Source organism: Campylobacter curvus, from assembly GCF_013372125.1.
Taxonomy (GTDB): Bacteria; Campylobacterota; Campylobacteria; order Campylobacterales; family Campylobacteraceae; genus Campylobacter_A; species Campylobacter_A curvus.
On sequence record NZ_CP053826.1, the window covers coordinates 371,390 to 389,947 of the forward strand.

Sequence of the window (18,558 nt, forward strand, 5' to 3'; positions counted from 1 at the left end):
TGATGATAGAGCTGATTTAGAGAGGATCAGTGCCTTCCTAAATTTAAGCATAGTAAGAGATTTTATTCGTATCGTCCAGGATAGTGTCAAATAGCTTTTTAGTCGCTATGAGTAGATTTTTATTTGCTTCGTTTTGAGCGAGGAGCTCGTCAAATAGCTTAAGCATATTGTCATTTATGAAATTTTTGTGATCTATGTCATTTGGCTGCGGCAGCTGCGAACGGATAGAATTTGCGAGGTTTGTTATGCTCTCGTTCGTGCCTGCTATCTTGTCGCCGTTTTTCACATTTTTCATAAACTCATCTATTTGCGGGCGTATCTGCTTTAGCGCTTCGTCCAGCTCAGCCATATCTTTTTCATCCAGCCCGTTGCCTTTGTAGGAGAAGTTGTAGCCGTATTCGTGCCTCAATGTCAGGCTTTGCGCGCTTGCGTTTGGCGACTTGGCGCTTGAATACTCAAGGCTTTTGTTGTCGTACATCGAGAAATTTATCTCATCTCCCGAGCTTGTCTTCATAGAAAAGCTCATGTTGTTGTAGCTTCCTTGCGAATAAAAATTTGTTTGCATTTTGCACTCCTTTGCGAACTAAATCGGCAAAAATTTGATTTTATAAAGCGAAATTTTTGTAAAATCAAGCAAAAAGGACGATGATGTGCTGCTTTGGCGTGCGCGTGTTTTTGCTGATGTTTATCACGGCTTTGAGCTTTATCTTGCATAGATTTTACCCCGTTTTTCCAGTGATCGGGTATTATCTAGCGCTTGCAAATTTACTTGCGTTTGTCATGTTTGGACTATTTTTTAGCGGACTCTTGCCAAGCTTCGTAAAACCCGGTGCGGTGCATTATTTTTCACTGATCGGCGGGGTCTTGGGTGCATTTTTGTCGATGCTCTTTTTTAGGCGTCTTGGATGGGATAAATTTAACGCCGTAGAGCTTTGCATATTTTTGTTTTGGCTATTTCTAGTAGCGACGGTCCTACTAAATTTTGACATGATAAGCATGAAATTTAGGGAGATCTTGATATGAACGAGCTTGATTTACGCATAGTGAAATTTATAAAAAAGATGCATCTGCTCTCTCTGTCCGTCATCGGTGAGGATGGGCTGCCTTATCCTGCGAGCTGTTTTTATGCCTTTGACGAGCGAGATTTAGCCCTCATTGTGGCCGGTAGTAGTGATACGTCGCATATCCGCGCGCTAGATCGCTGCTGCGATGTAGCCGGCACTATCGCGCTTGATACCAAAATAGTCGGCAAGATAGAGGGCGTGCAGTTTCGGGCGAAGATGAGCGCAGCAAATGATCGCGAGCGGGATTTGTATTTCAAGCGATTTTTTTATGCGCTTGCGATGAAGCCTGAAATTTGGATACTCGAGCTTAGCTGGATAAAATTTACGAGCAATACGCTTGGCTTTGGCAAGAAAATAGTCTGGACGAGGTGATTTTAGATTTGTTTTAACCGGGCTTGTTTGGGTGCGCTAAGGCGAAGTAAAACGAAATGACCCGATGATCTTTTATATTTCACATTTTCATGCTCAAGCCACTTCTAGAGCAAGTAAAATTTACGAAGCACTTTTTAACACATAAAAACAGGGCCTAAAAATTTAAAGTCATGCCTGTGCGCTAAAATTTAAGAATTTAGATTTATTTTACGAGGGGGTGAGTCGGTTGAAATTTCAGAATTTCAACCGAAATTTTAGTGTTTTTTAAGACCTTTTGCATGCAGATCAAGCTTTATGGATTCGTTGTCGATTATCCCGATGCCAGCCTTCAATACGTTATTTGCTATCTCGTGAGCCTCTTTTAGGGAGTGCATTTTATAGCTTCCGCATTGATATTCGTTGAGCTCGGGGATGTCGCTTTGGCTTAGAACATTTATGATGTCTTTCATCGACGCTTCCCATGCGTTTGCGACCTCTTGGCTGCTTGGCTCGCCTATCACGCTCATGTAAAAGCCCGTCCTGCAGCCCATCGGCGATATATCGATGATCTCGACGCCTTCTCGGTTCAAATGATCTCTCATAAATCCGGCAAAAAGGTGCTCTAGCGTATGTGTGCCACGCTCTGGCATCATGGTTTCGTTCGGTTTGCAAAATCTCAAGTCAAATACGCAAATTTTATCTCCCTTTGGCGTATCCATCGTCTTTGCCAGACGAACCCCGGGAGCGCTCATGATCGTGTGATCTACGCAAAAACTATCAAGAAGTGGCATGTTTTCTCCTTTTTTAAAATCTCAAAGTCTAACATAAAATTTTGAAATTTCGGGTAAATGTGATATTTGTTTTATCGATAAATTCGTATATTAACGTATGAAATTACTCTATTTATTAAAATAAATAATTAATTATATAAAGTAAGATATAAAATTTTATATAAACCTTTAAAATATAAATTTAATCTAAAAAATATAATTTTTGTCCTATTTCTTATATGAAAAATATATATTTACTAAAAGAATATTTAATATTTAAGATAAAATTAATAAATATAGTAATATTATTTCTTTATAAAATTAATTAGCTAGCTTAAGAATACTTTGAAGGGAGTTAAAATGGAATTTCTTGAATTGCTGCTCTTTTTAGCGGCAGCTATCGTGCTTTATTTCAAACCCGAGAAAAAGGCGCTAGCAACGAGTCTTGCAGTGATCGGATGCGCCTTGCTCGTAGTGCTTGAATTTTACGTGAATTTGTGGGTCGTAGTGCCTATAGGTAACTATTAGGAGGCTAAAGATGCAAGAGAACGAAAAATTATTTTTTAACCTGATGTCTTTTGCGGCGCTCGCACTCATCGCTCTGCCCGTAGGCATCGCCTGTGTGGTACTTGGATTTGGTTTTGGAGATAGCCCTTGCGTCATGTGTTGGGCGGAGAGGATAACGATGATAGCCATAAGCCTCATCGCGCTTTTCATCGTCCGCTACGGACCAAGACCGGGCTACATCGCGGCGCTTATATTGATGGCGTGCTGGGGGCTTTTCAACGGCTTTTTGCATTATAGTTTGGACGGGACGTTCGGCGGATATTTGGACATAAAACAAGGCTTTGGACTTGAAATTTTAGGCGCTCATACGCAGTTTTGGGTCATGGTAGTAAATTTTTGCGTCTTTGTCTTTTTAGCGATCATCATTTTGCTTAGCCGAAATTTAGGCGAGATAATGAAAAAGACGCAAGAGGGCGCATACGGAAAATTCCTAGCCTATCTACCGCTTGGCAGGGTCGCTACACTCGTTTTTATCGCTATCGTAGGCGCAAACTGCGTCCAGGCTTTCGTAACGTCCGGTCCGCCGCCGTATCTGGGCTCCAGTACGCCGCCTAGGATGAGTTTTGATGCCGGCAAATGGTTTTGGGAAAAGGACCACTGGAACAGCGCGCTTGATTTTAGATTCGACTGGAACCCGGAGCTTCCGGATCTGCCTAAATAAAGGATAAAAAATGAAAAGAAATTTGATATGCCTTATGACGGCGATAAATTTGGCTTTCGGGTTTGGTTTTACTCTTGATAGCGGCGCTGGAGCGTTCGAGAATCTTCCTTCGTTAAAAAACGAAGCGACAATGAGCCTAAATTTACAAAATCAAAACGCCATAACTGGAGCCGATTACAATGCGGCTACGAAGCGGTTCGCTTTGGCTACGAAAGATAACGAATTTTACGTAACCGATGAGAATTTCAAACCTTTAAGATACGGCAAACACGACCGCCATTTTATAATGGAGATGGAAGCGAGCGTGGGTGCCACGTGGTATAAAAACGAAATCGGTTTGATAAGTTTTAACAAAACCTTCGTATTTTATGAGCCCGTAGATGTGACGGATAAGAAGGAGCAAGACAGCCAGTGGAGGCATTTGCTAGCGGGCTGGGATAAATTTAGGCTAAACGACTTCGCAAACAAAAACCGCTTTTTTACTATCCGCTCTAAACAGCAATACATCCTAGATTGGGATTACGACGAAAATTCCAATAGATTCGTCATCGCAAGCGTTCCAAACGACGTGCGTCCCGGCTGGAGCGTAGGGGTATTTGACGGTGACGATAAGATGCCGCTTGAGGAGTATGTGCCGGGCGTGGGCTCAAATTTAAGCCTTAAAAAGGATAGGAATTTAGCGGATTATTATATCACTGGTATCGACATTCAGGGAGACAAGGCTTATTTACTCAGCAAAAACTACCTTACCGTTTTAGAGCTGAATTTAGCCACCAAACAGATAGAAAACGCGTATGGATTCGGCGGCGTGAGCGATCCTAGGGCTATCAGCGTGAAAGATGATAAATTTTACATCTTTTCGCGCGAGGGCAACGAGAATAAAGTGTTCGTATTTTCAAGATAAGTAAGTCTGTAAAAGGAGAAAACCATGCAAAGACGCTCGTTTTTAAAAGGTATGGGTGCGGGGCTGGCGGTTGCCGGCTCGGCACCGTCGCTTTTTGGTATGGAGCAATTCGAGGTGGATTTTAAACCAAAATCCTATAAGGGCGAAAACGTCTCGTATCATCATCTCACCTGTCCTAGAAACTGCCGCGACGCCTGTGCGCTCATAGCCGAAGTCGTAGACGGCAAGATGGTGGGCATCAAGGGAGATCCCGCCCATCCTCTCACTCAAGGCACCGCATGCGTCAAAGGACACACCTACGCCATGCACCTATATAACGCCGATCGCATAATGCATCCGATGAAAAGGGTCGGTAAAAAGACCGAGGGCAAGTGGGAGCGTATCAGCTGGGATCAAGCGCTCAAAGAGATAGCCGCGAAGCTTACGGCGATAAAAGAACAATATGGCGGCGAAGCGCTCACGGAATTTGTATATTCGGGTAACGAAGGGCACATCTCAAAGACCATAGCGCCGGGGAATTTTTTCGAAAAATACGGTGCAACGAGGCTCGTGCGAAATCCTTGCGACTGGCCTAGATACGCGGGAACGCCAAGCGTCATAGGGACGGACTTTTCAAAAGACGCGCTCGAAGTCGATGAGAGCGATATGTATATCAGCTGGGGCTCGAACGAATCATACACTGCCGTTCACTGGATAAGATTCGCTCACCGCGTCAAAAAAAGAGGCGGCAAAATAATAGTCATCAATACGATAAGAATTCCGCTCGCCAATCAAGCCGATATGTTTATACAACTAAAGCCTTCAAGCGATCCCGCGTTTTGTCTGGCTGTTTGCAAGGTGCTTATCGAAGAGGATCTTTACGATCACGAATTCGTAGAAAAATACTGTATGGGCTTTGACGAGCTGGTGCATGAGTGTTCGCTTCATACTTACGGCGAGCTAGCCGATATGTGCGGAGCAAGCGTAGATCAGATAAAGGTATTTGCACGCGAATACGCTCACGCAAAAGCGCCTGCGATAATGCACGGAGACGGCGGTCAAAGGCATTTTAACGGCGCGAGACTCGTTCGTGCGGTCACGTTTTTGCCCGTGCTGGTGGGAGCTTTAACCAAACTTGGCGGCGGACTTTTCTGGGCTTATGTGCATGTAAAAGGCTGCTTTAACTTTGATAACTGCATGCCCGATCTCTCGCCAAAAGACAAAAACGGCAAAAAGATCGAACGCCAACAAGTAAGCTATGTGGAATTTGGCAAAGGCATCCAAAAAGAGGGCGCGACCTATCTTGATAAACCGCTAAATACGGTCATCAGAGCCTGTATCAACTACAACTCGAATTTGATGGTGACGGCACCTAATACGAATTTGATCAAAAAGCGAGTGATGGACGACGATTTCTTCTTGGTAGTCATCGATCCGTATGACACCGATACTTGCGATTACGCGGACTATGTGCTTCCTGGTGTAACCTTCATGGAGAGCGAAGATATCCAAAACGATCAAATTTCAGGATATGTCTGCTACAACGCTCAAAGCGTCAAACCGCTCGGCGAAGCTAAGACGAATTTGGAATTCTTTAACGCGTTGGCAAAGGCTATGGGATACACCGAAGAGTGTTTCGACTGGGATAGCGAGACGGTTTGTAGGAAATTTTTAGATACGGAATTTGCCAAAAAGCAAAATATCACCTATGAAAAACTAAAAACCATCGGCTGGATAAAGCCTTTTAGGACGCCGGAGAGTATGAAAGATCAGTTCCCTTACTATCCGTATGCCCCAAAAGATAAATTGGTGTTTGGAACCAAGAGCGGAAAATGCGAGCTTTATTCGCAAACTTTCAAAGACGCAGGCTATCATCCGGTGATCGATCTTGAAACGGATTGGCATTATTACGAGAAAAACGAGAAATTCGGCAAAGATTATCTCAAAAAATATCCGCTTTATTTTATGACGCCGGGCACTCAGCTACAAGATAACTCGAACTGGGGAAATATGCCTTATATATTAAAACGCGTCATCGTCAAAGGCAACGCCGAGCTCTTTATGACCGCAGAGGATATGCGCGCTCGCGGTATAAAAGAGGGCGATACGGTAGAGGCTACGAACGAAAAAGGCACGGCGATATTTACAGCCGTTCAGACTTCGCAGATGCAACCTGGCATCGTATATGCGTGGAATAACATCTGGGTAAAGGTCACCAACTCTCGCACGGGAGCCAATATCCTTTGTAGCGACGGCGTAAGCGATCTGGGCAACGGCTCGACATATACGGCTAGCTTTTGCGAAGTGAAAAAAGCCGCTAAACAGGAGGCGTAAGATGCGAGAAAATAAAATTTCAAATTTTGATCGCGCCTGTGATATTCGTAGCTTTAGGCGTGTGCATATAGCGGAGCTTTCGCTCGTAAAGGCGGGCTTGTTTGTCTGTGAAAATAAGGAGTAAAAAATGAAAAGAAAACTTGGATTTTTATTCGATGAAAATTTTTGTATAGGTTGCAAAGCGTGTGAAATTTCGTGTCAGGTTTATCATAACCAAGACCCGGACATCAACTGGCGACACGTAGATATGATGCTCTTTCACGAGGATGGCATCGAAAAGGAGATGTTCATAACGCACTCTTGCCATCATTGCGACGAGCCTGCTTGTATGGAAGTTTGTTCGGTCGGAGCTTACATAAAGATAGAAAACGGCATAGTTCAGCCGCTTCACGATAAGTGCATAGGATGCGGATATTGCATACTGGCTTGCCCTTACGGCGCGATAACCAAAGGCAAAGACGAAAAGGTGCAAAAGTGTAACCTCTGCGCCGAGAGGATAGAGATAGGCGAGGAGCCCGCGTGCGTGGCAGGCTGTCCGTGCGGAGTGCTAAAGCTAGTAGATAGCGACGTGAGCGATAGCGCCGGTATGAAAAAAGAGATGCCAGGATTCAAGCATTTCTTCACTAAGCCGAATATCCGTTTTTATCCTAGGATGAAGCGAAACGAATTCATTCACTAAAGGCTACAAGATGCAAAATTTTTTGCGAGAAAATTTAGAGCTTGAACTAAATCGTAGCCTTTGCTTGGAGGATTTTTTAAGGCGGCTATTTTTAGTAGAGCTAAAAAGCGAAAATTTAGACGGCTTCTTGGCGGCGAGTGAAAATTTGCAGGAGGAATTCAAAAAGCATAAATTCATAAAGGAATTTGCAAAGTGCAAAGAGGATAAAAATTTGCTTGACGAGATCCGATATGAATTCAACACGCTTTTTGTGGGTCCTCGTCGTCCTAAAGCCGTGCCTTACGAGAGTGCGTATTTCGAGTATAAGACGATGTTTAGCAAAAGGACTATGCAAGTCAGGGAATTTTACGAGAGTATCGGGCTTAAAGTAGAGGGCGAGAAATTCGATAAATTCCCGGACGATTTCATCGGATACGAGCTTGAAGCGCTTTATTTTTTGAGCTTTAGGGCTCTTGAGGAATTTAAAAATGAAAACGAAGCTAGAGCTTACGAGACGCTAAAAGCTAAAGGCGAGTTCATAAACTCTCATCCTAGGCAGTGGTTTGGCGAGTTTTGCGCCGCTTGTAACGGCTCGGCTAAGCTTGAAATTTGGAAAAATTTCGGAGATTTTTTGACTCTTTATCTGCAAAAAGAGATCAAAAATTTGCAAATTTAGAAAGGATATACGATGCTACAATCAACTTGGGGATGGCTGATCGCTATCTATTTGTTTTTGGGTGGCCTTGGTGCGGGAGCGTTTTTATGCTCGACATTGGCGTATAAGGGATTTTTAGGAAAGCTTGAGGTGAAATTTTACAGATCGGGCTTTTTGCTAGCACCCGCCTTGGTAATAGCAGGAACGGTGCTTTTGCTGTTCGACTTGGCTCCGAGCGCGGCGATAAACCCGCTTAAAATTTTGCAGCTTTATACGCGTCCGGTCTCGATGATGAGCATAGGAACGTATCTGCTCACGTTTTTCATCGTCGTTAGCCTGCTTGTGTTTTTACAGATCAAAAAGGGCGGTAAAATTTGCGATACCCTGCTAACGCTCGGATCGTTTTTAGCTATCGGCGTGATGGGCTATACGGGGCTTTTATTATACGCGATCAAGGCTATACCGCTTTGGGCTAGCGTTTGGCTACCGATTTTATTTACCGTTTCGGCGATCTCGACGGGCTTTAGCGCGAATGCGGTGTCTTTGATAAGTGGCGGTGCGAATTTAAGCCGCGAGGCGCATAAATTCCACGCATTTTTAGCGCTGTTTGAAATTTTTGCCGTCCTTATGCTATTTGCAAGCGTCAGGCACGAGGCGGCGGGGATGCTAAGCATAGATAAGATCGTAGCCGGTTCGCTCGCACCTTGCTTTTGGATAGGATTTGTTTTATTAGGGCTCGTAGCGCCCGTGCTTAGCGGAGCTAAAACGATGTTTAGCCCTTCCTGCAAGGCTTTAGAGGACGGCAGCGTTTGTTGCGTCGCGGGCGGCGAGACAAAAAGCTGCATATTTACCGAAATCGGCGTATTGATAGGCGGCTTTTGCTTAAGAGCGTTTATAATATTCGGCGCCGTTTATATTTTCTGACCTCCTTCTTATTAAAAGGCGTAAGGTGGAATTTCGCCTTACGCTACCTACCATCTTTAAAATTTTAAATATTTATTATGCGAAATGAGCTAAAATATTTTATGATCGCAAAGACGGGAGAGTCTAATGAAATTTAAGGACATACAAGATAAAAATTCAGGATTATTTGATTTTTTTGCATTTGAAGATGAGTGCTATAAAGAGTTTATTTCTCTTTGTATACGTGAATATAAATCGAAATTTACGGATTTGCCATGGGAATTTGCAAGTGACGATAAACGGTTTAATTCGTTTCCAAATTTTCTTTTTAAACACCAGACCTGTATCTCGCATTTAAAATTTAAAGATGCGACTTTTCAATTTAGAATTTGCAACGAAGACAATCTAGGATCATTTGGTTACCGTCTTTTCATAAATTTAAAAGATGGAACGCATCTTGATTTTGTAAGTAGTGATATTAGCAAAGTCGATGCGATCGCGATGGAGTTAAAGACTAAATTTCTAAATGAGTTTGAATTTATCTCAAAATGCGGATGGTGGATAACCGATATCTGGAAAAATATGTATCCCATATGCGAAGATAGTGATACTACGGACTTTCTTGAGAAAATTTTAAGTGAAAATTTCACCGCTCAAATGATAAAAGTAAATAACAAACTCTTAGAATATGAAGTCAGCGGAGCTTTTGTCGATATCATAAAAAAGCTAAAGAGTATGGACTAGCCTTTGCTTATAAGGCAGGAATTTGAGGGATATTCGGTCAGTCCGTATTCTGATGACTCTATGTCCCATAGATCCATATTCGCTCTTCTTGAGATGATGTATTCAAACCCTTTTTGACTAAGTTCAAGATAGATGCTAAATCCGCCATTTTGTTTTTTGCAGACGATACTTTCGATAAAATGTGAAAAACAAAAAATTTCGCTATTTTCGCTTTGCAAGCTTTGATTTAGCATGAGCTCCATATTGCTAACGAGCTTAAAAACCGCATTTGCATTTGTAAAGCTACCGAATCGCCCATAAAATTGGCTCAAAATTTCATTGGTAAGGATTAAATTTTTACTACAATTTTGCATGACACTTTTGTAGATAGTTTTAAAAAATTCTATGCTCGCATTTTGATTGTCGATGACTTGCATTTGATCCTTTTCAAGTACTACAAAGCCATCTTTTACGTGATATTTTTCGTTTTTGTCATAAAATTCAACATTTGCTATCTCTTGCTCAAATTTCTTTTTTCTGGCAAACGGTAAATATTCGATATTCATCTTGTCGATTATCGCCGAGCTTTTTACACCCCCGTCCAGCTCGTGCTGTATAAAGTATCTTATGAAGCTTCCTTGCTCTACGTTAAATCCGTTTAAATACTCGATTTTATCAATATAGCTGCATCTATAGAGGCTTAAGAATTCCTTATTCAGCACTATATTTATATCCTCCGGGATATCGCTGTATTTTTCAGCGTCGCTCACGCTTATGGACTGGATTATATTCATTCGTTTTTCTATTTTATCTTTTACGATAATGGAAATTTCGACATCCTTTAACTCGTTTAGGCGTTTTATCGCCTCTGTAGCACTTTTTGATATGTCGGTTTTAAATTTTTTGGATAGTTCTGATTTTTTGATAGTAAGTGAGAAATCTCCGTTTTTTAGCTTGTTCTGAGACGATAAGAGATAAAGGCACTCTTCGTAAATCATCAGATGTGCGTAAGTGAGAAATACATTATCCACGACTATCACATAGTAGCAGCGCGTCACTGAGTATTTTTTATTATTTTGCATGAAGTCGTTGTAGGTTTTTAACCCGCTATAGTTTGTGCAAGCCTTGAAAACATCGTATGATTCTAAAAAAATATTTTCCATAATGATCTATCTCTCTTGAATCTTAAGTTTTGTTATTATAAGAAATTTAAATTTAAAAATCGGTAATTTGATAAGAAATATAGGGCGAATTTTTAATATTTTATAGTCTAATATCGATAAATTTTAGGAAAGTATTTGCTAGTAAATGGTGGTTAGAGGCAGAATCGAACTGCCGACACGCAGATTTTCAGTCTGCTGCTCTACCGACTGAGCTATCCAACCATTTAAAAAAGAAATGTGATTATACAATTTTAAATTTTAAAAATTGTTTAAAAGACGCGAAATTTCCGCCAAATTTGCCACAAAAAGCTAAAACGCCAACCAAAATACAAAGTAAATTTATAAATTCCCCACAAATTCCTTAAATTTATCCCCGCGCTGAGCGTAGCTTTTAAACTGATCCAGGCTCGCAGCCGCAGGGCTTAGAAGCGCGATTTCGTCTGCGTCGTTTAAATTTATTGCCGTATTTGCCACACCCAAAATATCCAAATTTAACTCAGATTTTTTAAAATTTTCATCTATTTTTTTGACCGCGACTTCCAAAAACTCACAAGCCATCGCTCGCACGCCAAATTTATCGGCTAGCGCCATGAGCTTTGCCGTATTTGAGCCGATCGCGTAAATTTGCACCTTTGCGCCGCGTAAAGCCTCGAAAAGCTCGCTCATCTGCACACCCTTATCGTCGCCGCCCAAAATCAGATGCAAAAATTTACCCTCGTATCGATGTATCGCCTGCACCGCCGCGTCGATGTTCGTCGCTTTCGTGTCATTGACCCAGACACGTCCGTAGCGGTCGGTGAATTCTTCAAGCTTATTCGCCTCGATGACAAACTCGTTAAGCGCGCTCACGTCGCATCTATCGAGCAAAATTTTCTGCACCGCCAGAGCCAAAAGCGCGTCTATCAAAAACGGGGTTTTAAATTTTACCTCGCTCGTGCTGACGCCGCAAAATTTAGCCAAATCGCTCTCGTCCTTATAGCTGATGACCTTCGCTAGCGTCGGCGTTTTGGCGTAAATTTCAGGCAGGATAGCGACACCGTTTTCGCTCATCATGCCAAGTGGTTTAAGCTTGGCTTGCTCGTAGGCTTTCATGTCGCCATGCCACGTGAGATGATCGGGCGTGATAGGCAAAAGCACATAGATATCGGGCTTTGCGCGCCTTGTGTAGTGTAGCGTGAAAGAGCTCGTTTCAAGCACCCAGATCTTCGCGCGCGCGTCCAGCTCGCCAAGCGCGATGCCGACGTTTCCGCCCATCACAGAGCCAAATTTGGCCAGCAAATGCTGCGTCATCTTTGTCGTCGTCGTCTTGCCGTTCGTGCCGCTGATCCACACGCTAAACGGCATCTTATCCGCGAAATAGTCGTATTCGCTTATCAGATTTCGCGCTTTTTTGATAAGCTCGTGATGCGGCGGGATACCAGGGCTTGGGATCTCAAGCTCGCTTTCGTCCGCGTCAAATTTACCGACCGGTAAAAGCTCGTTACCAAACTCATCGCGTGAAATTTCACTAAATTTATCGTCGTAAATTTGCCAGCCGCCGGACTTGGCGATCGAGCGGGTCGTGCCGCCGTGACCAAATAAACTCTTTTTCATTTATAATTCCCCATGCTTGACAGATTTTAGATAAATTTTTACAAACCACTGCGGTCACGGACTCCGCCCTCTTGTGGCTTGTAAAATTTATCTAAACTACGCCTATCCTGTCTTGAATATTTTTAAGATTTTAGACTAAAATTTACCGTTTTTATCTAATCTTTAACGCCGTCAAAGCGATTAAATTTGCTAGTATCGCGATCAGCCAAAACCTCACGATTATCTTATTTTCCACCCAGCCCTTTATCTCAAAATGATGATGAATAGGCGCCATCAAAAAGATACGCTTTTTAAAAATTTTAAAGCTTCCTACCTGCAAAATCACGCTTAACGTCTCCATAACGAAAACAAAACCGATGATGATGAGTAAAATTTCATTTTTCGTCATCACGCCCATAAGTCCGATATATGCGCCCACGCTGAGACTGCCGCTGTCTCCCATGAAAACCTCTGCCGGATGGCAGTTAAACCACAAAAAGCCCATCAGCGAGCCAATCAGCGCGGCTGCGATGATGACGGTTTCGCCTACGCCCACGATCTTTGGCAAAAGTAAATACGTGCTAAACACTGCGTGTCCGCAGATGTAGGCAAACACGCCCAAAGTAAGCAGCGAAAATATCGCGGGGACACTGGCTAGCCCGTCAAGTCCGTCCGTTAAATTTACCGCATTTGACGCGGCGACGATGACAATCGTCCAAAAAACGATCGCGAACACACCAAGATCGAGCAGGGCAAATTTATAAAACGGCAGGTAAAATTTACTCCCAAGCTCGCCGTGAAAATATAGCAGCGTCGAGACGGCAAGCCCGATTAGCGCCTGCACCGCGAGCTTTGCTCTGGGACTTAGCCCATCGTGATTTTTGCCGCCTAAAATTTTATTTAGATCGTCTTTAAAGCCAAGCGCGCTAAATCCGACAAGGCAAAGCAAGGATGCTACGACGAAAACATTGTCGAGCCGCGCGCAAAGTAGGGTCGCAAAGACCGCCGCCCCGATGAAAACAAGCCCGCCCATCGTCGGGGTTTTCGCCTTTTTTTGGTGCGTCTGCGGAGCTAGCTCGTAGATAGGCTGCGCGGCGTTTTTGGCTTTCGCCCATGCGATAAATTTTGGCATGAGATAAACAGTCAGAGCAAATGCGATGAAAAACGAAAAGCCCGCACGGACGGTGATGTATTGAAAGATATTGAAATTTAATAGTTCATAAATATAATAAAACAACGCTAGCCTTTATTTTAAAAAAACCTAATTTTAGTATAATGCGGTTAAAAAATATCTAAATTTACGAGATTTGCGATGAAACAAAAGACGATATTAGTGATAACTGACGGCATCGGACACAGTGAAAATGCCGAATTTAATGCCTTTGCTGCGGCAAAAAAGCCTACATACGAGTGGCTTTTTAAAAATGTGCCAAATGCACTCATCAAAACATCAGGGCTTGCGGTCGGTTTGCCTGAGGGGCAGATGGGAAACAGCGAAGTAGGGCACATGTGTATCGGTAGCGGGCGGGTTTTGTATCAAAATTTGGTCAAAATTTCGCTCGGGTTTGAAAACGGCTCGCTGGCAAAGAGCGAGAAGCTTTTAAATTTGTTTAAAAAATGCAAAACCATCCATGTCATCGGGCTTTACAGCGACGGCGGCGTGCATTCGCACCTTAGCCATTTTGACGGTATGTGCGAGCTGGCGAGCGCGAACGGATGCGAAATTTACGCTCACGCGATCACCGACGGGCGCGACGTGAGCCCAAAAAGCGGACTAAATTTCATCAAAGCTTTGCAGGCTAAATTTAAGATCGCGAGCATCAGCGGGCGATTTTACGCGATGGATCGCGACAAACGCTGGGAGCGAGTGGAGCTCGCTTACGAGGCGATGATGGGCGAAAATCCGCAAGCCATCGAGCCCTTTGAATACGTCATGCAAAGCTATGAAAATGACGTGACGGACGAGTTTATCGTGCCTGCGAGCTTTAACGGCTTTCGCGGTATCGGCGAAAATGACGGTGTGATATTTATAAATTTTAGAAACGACCGTGCGCGTGAAATTTGCGCGGCTTTGGGAGCGGAAAATTTTAGCGAATTTGTCCGACCTTTTGCGGTGAAAAATTTGCTAACGATGACCGAATACGACGCGAATTTCGCTTTTCCTGTGCTTTTTGAAAACGAGCGACTGCAAAACACTTTGGCGCAAGTCATCGCAAATGCGGGACTAACGCAGCTGCATACCGCCGAGACCGAGAAATACGCGCATGTGACGTTTTTCTTTAACGGCGGCGTTGAGGAGCTAGTGTCAAACGAAACGCGGATTTTGATCCCAAGCCCGAAGGTCAAAACCTACGACGAAAAGCCCGAGATGAGCGCGCTTGCCGTGTGCGACGCGGTGATAAAAGGTATGGATGACGGACAGGACTTTATCGTGGTAAATTTTGCAAATGGCGATATGGTCGGACATACGGGCGATTTTGACGCGGCGGTAAAGGCGGTCGAGGCGGTGGATACGGCGCTGGGGCGGATCGTGGTAAAGGCAAAGGAGCGAAACTACGCGCTCATCATCACGAGCGATCACGGCAACTGCGAGGAGATGCGCGACGCGGAGGGTAAAATCCTCACGAATCACACGACCTACGACGTGCCGTGCTTTATCATGGGCGAGGGCGTGCGAGCGGTGAGAAGCGGCGGGCTGAATAATATCGCCGCGTCGGTGCTTAGGTTAGTGGGATTAGAAAAACCCGCCGAAATGGACGAAGCTTTGTTTTAAAATGCTTTGTCTTTTTAGTGTCTTTAAATGAGCTTGAAATTTTCTCGGTCGATGGGCTACACGCCTTATCTCCGTCGAAAATTTCTTCGTAACATTTAAATCCATCTAAAAATACTTTGCATTTTTATGATTTTAAGAAAATACTTCGCCTTGTGATTATTGATTTTTTAATTTAAAATTTAAATTTACTTTAAAAGGAAAAACATGAAATTTAGCGGGGAAAATGTGCTCATCACGGGTGCGAGTCGCGGTATCGGAGCCGATACGGCAAGGGTTTTGGCAAAAATGGGCTTAAAGGTGTGGATAAACTACCGCTCAAAGCCCGAGGTCGCAGACGCGCTCAAAAGCGAGATCGAGTCGGCTGGTGGAGTGGCTGCGGTCGTTAAATTTGACGCGACGGACGAGGACGAGTTTATCAAAGGCATAAATTTGATCGTGGATAGCGACGGCGAGCTAAGCTACCTCGTAAATAACGCCGGCATAACGAACGACAAACTGGCGCTTCGCATGAAGACCGATGAATTTACGGGCGTGATAAATGCAAATTTGACGAGCGCCTTCATTGGTTCGCGCGAGGCTTTAAAGATAATGAGTAAAAAACGCTTCGGTGCGGTCGTGAATATCGCCTCGATCGTGGGCGAGATGGGCAATGCCGGGCAGGTCAATTACGCTGCGAGCAAGGGCGGCATGATAGCGATGACGAAGAGCTTCGCCAAAGAGGCTGCGAGCAGGAACGTGCGCTTTAACGCCGTGACTCCAGGCTTTATCGCGACGGATATGACGGACGCGCTAAGCGACGAAGTAAAAGCTGCGTATGAAGCGAACATCCCGCTAAAACGCCTTGGCAAGGGCGAAGAGGTCGCAAATGCAGTGGCGTTTTTGCTCAGCGATCACGCTAGCTACGTCACTGGCGACGTGCTAAAAGTCAATGGCGGACTTTATATGTAGATAAATTTAATTTTGCGTTAATTTATGAGTTTAAAATAAATAAAAGCGTAAATATTATAAAATGACAGACATTTTTTATAAGGAGACCTGAAATGGCAGTTTTTGATGATGTTAGAGATGTTGTTGTTGAGCAACTAAGTGTAGATCCTGAGGCAGTGAAAATGGAGTCGAAGATCATCGAGGATCTTGGTGCGGATTCGCTTGATGTTGTCGAGCTTGTGATGGCACTTGAGGAGAAATTTGAAGTTGAAATTCCAGACACTGAGGCCGAGAAGCTCATAAGCATCGCTGACGTTGTAAATTATATAGAAAAGCTTGGCAAATAATTTAAAATTTGCTTTATAGTTTGATTTAAGGAGATGTATTGAAACGAGTCGTTATAACAGGCATTGGCATGATCAATGCGCTCGGGCTTGATAAAGAGAGCTCTTTTAAGGCTATTTGTGATGGCAAAAGCGGTGTAAAGCATATCACATCGTTTGATGTCAGCGAGTTTCCTGTTCAGATCGCCGCTGAGATAACGGACTTTGATCCAAGTAGCGTTCTTGACGGGAAAGAGGTCAAAAAGGTCGATCGTTTCATACAACTTGGCATAAAAGCATCTAACGAGGCGATGGCCGATGCAAATTTTAAAGAATTTGACGGCTCTAAATTTGGCGTCAGCTCGGCCGCAGGTATCGGTGGCTTGCCAAATATCGAGAAAAATTCGATCACATTTTTTGAAAAAGGTGTCAAGAGAATTTCCCCGTTTTTCATACCTTCTGCTCTCGTAAATATGCTTGGCGGTATCGTGTCGATAAACCACGGCTTAAAAGGACCTAACCTCTCTAGCGTGACCGCATGTGCGGCCAGTACGCACGCTATCTCGCAAGCGGCAAAGTGTATAATGATAGGCCAGGCCCAAAAGATGCTGGTAGTCGGCGCAGAGTCGACCATTTGCGGTATAGGCATAGGCGGTTTTGCTGCGATGAAGGCGCTTTCTACCAGAAATGACGACCCGCAAAAAGCTTCGCGACCATTTGACGCAGATCGTGACGGTTTTGTCATGGGAGAGGGGGCTGGAGCGCTTGTACTCGAAGAGTACGAGTCGGCAAAGGCAAGAGGAGCTAAAATTTATGCTGAAGTCATAGGCTTTGGCGAGAGTGGCGATGCTTATCATATCACATCTCCGACGCTTGAGGGGCCGCTTAGCGCGATGAAGCAAGCGTGGGATATGGCCGGTAATGTCAAGATCGACTACATAAACGCACACGGCACATCGACGCCAGTAAACGACAAGAACGAAACGGCTGCTTTAAAAACGCTTTTTGGTAAAGATTGTCCGCCTGTCAGCTCGACGAAAGGTCAGATCGGACATTGCTTAGGCGGAGCGGGCGCGATCGAGGCTGTGATATCTGTCATGGCTATGAGAAACGGGATTATCCCGCCAACTATAAACTACACTACTCCTGATCCTGACTGCGATCTAGACTACGTCCCAAATACAGCCAGAAGGTCTGAGCTCAAAGTCGTTATGAGCAACTCGTTTGGCTTTGGTGGCACGAACGGCTGTGTGATATTTAAGAAGTTGGACTAAGATGTCAAGCTACTTAGACTTTGAAAAGAGTATCAAACAAATAGACGACGATATAGCAAACGCCAGGATAAAAGGCGACGAGCATGCCGTCGAAATTTTAAATAAAAATTTAGAAAAAGAGGTCGCAAAGGTTTATAAAAACCTAAACGAGTATCAGCGGTTACAGCTGGCGCGCCATCCTGATCGCCCTTACGCGATAGATTATATCAGGTCGTTTTTGATGGATGCGTATGAAATTCACGGAGATAGAGCGTTTCGCGACGACCCGGCCATAGTCTGCTACGTCGGTTACATCGGCGGTAAAAAGGCGATGGTGATAGGCGAGCAAAAGGGTCGAGGAACGAAAAATAAACTTAGGCGAAATTTTGGTATGCCTCATCCTGAGGGCTACCGCAAGGCTTTGAGAGCTGCTAAATTAGCTGAAAAATTTAACCTTCCTATTTTATTTCTTATAGACACCCCGGGCGCATATCCTGGCGTTGGCGCAGAGGAGCGCGGTCAGAGCGAGGCTATCGCACGTAACCTTTTCGAGTTTGCAAATTTAAAAGTCCCTACAATAGCAGTAGTCATCGGCGAGGGTGGAAGTGGCGGAGCGCTAGCCATCGGAGTAGCGGATAAGCTAGCGATGATGAAAAATTCCGTATTTTCAGTGATCTCTCCTGAAGGCTGTGCCGCGATACTTTGGAACGATCCCTCCAAACAAGAGCAAGCTACGAAAGCCATGAAGATCACGGCTGACGATCTTAAAAATCTAAAGCTCATCGACGATGTCATAAAAGAGCCGATAAACGGAGCTCACAGAGACAAAGACGATGCGGCAAAAGAGCTGGCGATCTATTTCGTATCAAAGCTCGAGAAGCTTGAAAAGCTTAGCATCGATGAGCTCGTCGCAAAGAGGATCGATAAAATTTTATCCGTCGGCGCATACGAAGAATAAATTAAGATGACCGCGCTAGC

Annotated in this window: 20 protein-coding genes and 1 tRNA gene; 15 read left to right on the forward strand and 6 right to left on the reverse strand. The window is 44.0% G+C overall.

Going from position 1 to position 18,558, the window contains the following annotated elements; genetic code table 11:
• Positions 1 to 43: 43 nt before the first annotated feature.
• On the reverse strand, positions 44 to 565 hold the full coding sequence (locus CCVT_RS01720) for a hypothetical protein (RefSeq protein ID WP_018137034.1): 522 nt from the start codon (positions 563 to 565) through the stop codon (positions 44 to 46).
• An 83-nt stretch (positions 566 to 648) separates the two neighbouring features.
• Between CCVT_RS01720 and CCVT_RS01725 the strand changes: the two genes are divergently transcribed.
• A complete protein-coding gene (locus CCVT_RS01725) occupies positions 649 to 1,023 on the forward strand; it encodes a hypothetical protein (protein ID WP_018137033.1) in 375 nt (124 codons plus the stop codon).
• Positions 1,020 to 1,436, forward strand: a complete 417-nt coding sequence (locus tag CCVT_RS01730) for a hypothetical protein (protein WP_018137032.1) — start codon at positions 1,020 to 1,022, stop codon at positions 1,434 to 1,436. The genes CCVT_RS01725 and CCVT_RS01730 overlap by 4 nt, the downstream gene beginning before the upstream one ends.
• A gap of 254 nt (positions 1,437 to 1,690) precedes the next feature.
• Here CCVT_RS01730 and luxS read toward each other — a convergent pair whose 3' ends face one another.
• Entirely contained in the window at positions 1,691 to 2,206 is a 516-nt protein-coding gene (luxS, locus tag CCVT_RS01735; RefSeq protein WP_018137031.1) for an S-ribosylhomocysteine lyase, read from the reverse strand.
• A gap of 339 nt (positions 2,207 to 2,545) precedes the next feature.
• Between luxS and CCVT_RS01740 the strand changes: the two genes are divergently transcribed.
• The 8 genes from CCVT_RS01740 (at position 2,546) to CCVT_RS01775 (ending at position 9,590) form a co-directional block, all read left to right on the forward strand.
• Positions 2,546 to 2,713, forward strand: a complete 168-nt coding sequence (locus CCVT_RS01740; protein ID WP_018137030.1) for a hypothetical protein — start codon at positions 2,546 to 2,548, stop codon at positions 2,711 to 2,713.
• Between the two features lie 10 nt (positions 2,714 to 2,723).
• Positions 2,724 to 3,413 (forward strand): disulfide bond formation protein B, encoded by a 690-nt coding sequence (locus CCVT_RS01745; RefSeq protein ID WP_020404932.1) that lies wholly within the window; start codon positions 2,724 to 2,726, stop codon positions 3,411 to 3,413.
• A 10-nt stretch (positions 3,414 to 3,423) separates the two neighbouring features.
• A complete protein-coding gene (locus tag CCVT_RS01750) occupies positions 3,424 to 4,317 on the forward strand; it encodes a hypothetical protein (protein WP_020404931.1) in 894 nt (297 codons plus the stop codon).
• Positions 4,318 to 4,341: 24 nt separating this feature from the next.
• The gene (locus tag CCVT_RS01755; protein ID WP_018137029.1) at positions 4,342 to 6,630 is read left to right on the forward strand and encodes a molybdopterin-containing oxidoreductase family protein; all 2,289 of its coding nucleotides are present in this window, start codon (positions 4,342 to 4,344) and stop codon (positions 6,628 to 6,630) included.
• Between the two features lie 127 nt (positions 6,631 to 6,757).
• On the forward strand, positions 6,758 to 7,309 hold the full coding sequence (locus CCVT_RS01760) for a 4Fe-4S dicluster domain-containing protein (RefSeq protein WP_018137027.1): 552 nt from the start codon (positions 6,758 to 6,760) through the stop codon (positions 7,307 to 7,309).
• A 10-nt stretch (positions 7,310 to 7,319) separates the two neighbouring features.
• Entirely contained in the window at positions 7,320 to 7,964 is a 645-nt protein-coding gene (locus CCVT_RS01765) for a TorD/DmsD family molecular chaperone (protein WP_018137026.1), read from the forward strand.
• A 12-nt stretch (positions 7,965 to 7,976) separates the two neighbouring features.
• Positions 7,977 to 8,867 (forward strand): NrfD/PsrC family molybdoenzyme membrane anchor subunit, encoded by an 891-nt coding sequence (gene nrfD / locus CCVT_RS01770; protein ID WP_018137025.1) that lies wholly within the window; start codon positions 7,977 to 7,979, stop codon positions 8,865 to 8,867.
• Positions 8,868 to 8,993: 126 nt separating this feature from the next.
• On the forward strand, positions 8,994 to 9,590 hold the full coding sequence (locus CCVT_RS01775) for a hypothetical protein (protein ID WP_018137024.1): 597 nt from the start codon (positions 8,994 to 8,996) through the stop codon (positions 9,588 to 9,590).
• Here the strand turns inward: CCVT_RS01775 and CCVT_RS01780 are convergent.
• The 4 genes from CCVT_RS01780 to mraY all read right to left on the reverse strand — a co-directional run bounded on the left by CCVT_RS01780 (position 9,587) and on the right by mraY (position 13,541).
• Positions 9,587 to 10,732, reverse strand: a complete 1,146-nt coding sequence (locus CCVT_RS01780; RefSeq protein WP_018137023.1) for a hypothetical protein — start codon at positions 10,730 to 10,732, stop codon at positions 9,587 to 9,589. The two genes, CCVT_RS01775 and CCVT_RS01780, sit on opposite strands and share 4 nt — an antisense overlap.
• Positions 10,733 to 10,878: 146 nt before the next feature.
• Positions 10,879 to 10,954 (reverse strand) — tRNA-Phe (locus tag CCVT_RS01785).
• Between the two features lie 117 nt (positions 10,955 to 11,071).
• Positions 11,072 to 12,325, reverse strand: a complete 1,254-nt coding sequence (murD, locus tag CCVT_RS01790) for a UDP-N-acetylmuramoyl-L-alanine--D-glutamate ligase (protein ID WP_026175526.1) — start codon at positions 12,323 to 12,325, stop codon at positions 11,072 to 11,074.
• A gap of 151 nt (positions 12,326 to 12,476) precedes the next feature.
• Entirely contained in the window at positions 12,477 to 13,541 is a 1,065-nt protein-coding gene (gene mraY, locus CCVT_RS01795) for a phospho-N-acetylmuramoyl-pentapeptide-transferase (protein ID WP_018137022.1), read from the reverse strand.
• Positions 13,542 to 13,616: 75 nt separating this feature from the next.
• Between mraY and gpmI the strand changes: the two genes are divergently transcribed.
• The 5 genes from gpmI (at position 13,617) to accA (ending at position 18,538) form a co-directional block, all read left to right on the forward strand.
• Complete coding sequence (gpmI, locus tag CCVT_RS01800) at positions 13,617 to 15,077, forward strand: 2,3-bisphosphoglycerate-independent phosphoglycerate mutase (RefSeq protein WP_018137021.1); 1,461 nt, start codon at positions 13,617 to 13,619, stop codon at positions 15,075 to 15,077.
• A 204-nt stretch (positions 15,078 to 15,281) separates the two neighbouring features.
• A complete protein-coding gene (gene fabG / locus CCVT_RS01805; protein ID WP_018137020.1) occupies positions 15,282 to 16,025 on the forward strand; it encodes a 3-oxoacyl-ACP reductase FabG in 744 nt (247 codons plus the stop codon).
• 92 nt (positions 16,026 to 16,117) lie between these two features.
• The gene (gene acpP, locus CCVT_RS01810) at positions 16,118 to 16,351 is read left to right on the forward strand and encodes an acyl carrier protein (protein ID WP_011991865.1); all 234 of its coding nucleotides are present in this window, start codon (positions 16,118 to 16,120) and stop codon (positions 16,349 to 16,351) included.
• Positions 16,352 to 16,389: 38 nt separating this feature from the next.
• Positions 16,390 to 17,601 (forward strand): beta-ketoacyl-ACP synthase II, encoded by a 1,212-nt coding sequence (locus CCVT_RS01815; RefSeq protein WP_018137019.1) that lies wholly within the window; start codon positions 16,390 to 16,392, stop codon positions 17,599 to 17,601.
• A gap of 1 nt (position 17,602) precedes the next feature.
• Positions 17,603 to 18,538, forward strand: coding sequence for an acetyl-CoA carboxylase carboxyl transferase subunit alpha (accA, locus tag CCVT_RS01820; protein WP_018137018.1), 936 nt, complete (start codon positions 17,603 to 17,605; stop codon positions 18,536 to 18,538).
• The last annotated feature ends 20 nt before the right edge of the window (positions 18,539 to 18,558 follow it).

Excerpts from the sequence above, each read along its gene's own strand:
- CCVT_RS01720 (WP_018137034.1), bottom strand. The coding sequence starts at position 565 with ATGCAAACAAATTTTTATTCGCAAGGAAGCTACAACAACATGAGCTTT.
- CCVT_RS01725 (WP_018137033.1), top strand. The coding sequence starts at position 649 with ATGTGCTGCTTTGGCGTGCGCGTGTTTTTGCTGATGTTTATCACGGCT.
- CCVT_RS01730 (WP_018137032.1), top strand. The coding sequence starts at position 1,020 with ATGAACGAGCTTGATTTACGCATAGTGAAATTTATAAAAAAGATGCAT.
- luxS (WP_018137031.1), bottom strand. The coding sequence starts at position 2,206 with ATGCCACTTCTTGATAGTTTTTGCGTAGATCACACGATCATGAGCGCT.
- CCVT_RS01740 (WP_018137030.1), top strand. The coding sequence starts at position 2,546 with ATGGAATTTCTTGAATTGCTGCTCTTTTTAGCGGCAGCTATCGTGCTT.
- CCVT_RS01745 (WP_020404932.1), top strand. The coding sequence starts at position 2,724 with ATGCAAGAGAACGAAAAATTATTTTTTAACCTGATGTCTTTTGCGGCG.
- CCVT_RS01750 (WP_020404931.1), top strand. The coding sequence starts at position 3,424 with ATGAAAAGAAATTTGATATGCCTTATGACGGCGATAAATTTGGCTTTC.
- CCVT_RS01755 (WP_018137029.1), top strand. The coding sequence starts at position 4,342 with ATGCAAAGACGCTCGTTTTTAAAAGGTATGGGTGCGGGGCTGGCGGTT.
- CCVT_RS01760 (WP_018137027.1), top strand. The coding sequence starts at position 6,758 with ATGAAAAGAAAACTTGGATTTTTATTCGATGAAAATTTTTGTATAGGT.
- CCVT_RS01765 (WP_018137026.1), top strand. The coding sequence starts at position 7,320 with ATGCAAAATTTTTTGCGAGAAAATTTAGAGCTTGAACTAAATCGTAGC.
- nrfD (WP_018137025.1), top strand. The coding sequence starts at position 7,977 with ATGCTACAATCAACTTGGGGATGGCTGATCGCTATCTATTTGTTTTTG.
- CCVT_RS01775 (WP_018137024.1), top strand. The coding sequence starts at position 8,994 with ATGAAATTTAAGGACATACAAGATAAAAATTCAGGATTATTTGATTTT.
- CCVT_RS01780 (WP_018137023.1), bottom strand. The coding sequence starts at position 10,732 with ATGGAAAATATTTTTTTAGAATCATACGATGTTTTCAAGGCTTGCACA.
- murD (WP_026175526.1), bottom strand. The coding sequence starts at position 12,325 with ATGAAAAAGAGTTTATTTGGTCACGGCGGCACGACCCGCTCGATCGCC.
- gpmI (WP_018137021.1), top strand. The coding sequence starts at position 13,617 with ATGAAACAAAAGACGATATTAGTGATAACTGACGGCATCGGACACAGT.
- fabG (WP_018137020.1), top strand. The coding sequence starts at position 15,282 with ATGAAATTTAGCGGGGAAAATGTGCTCATCACGGGTGCGAGTCGCGGT.
- acpP (WP_011991865.1), top strand. The coding sequence starts at position 16,118 with ATGGCAGTTTTTGATGATGTTAGAGATGTTGTTGTTGAGCAACTAAGT.
- accA (WP_018137018.1), top strand. The coding sequence starts at position 17,603 with ATGTCAAGCTACTTAGACTTTGAAAAGAGTATCAAACAAATAGACGAC.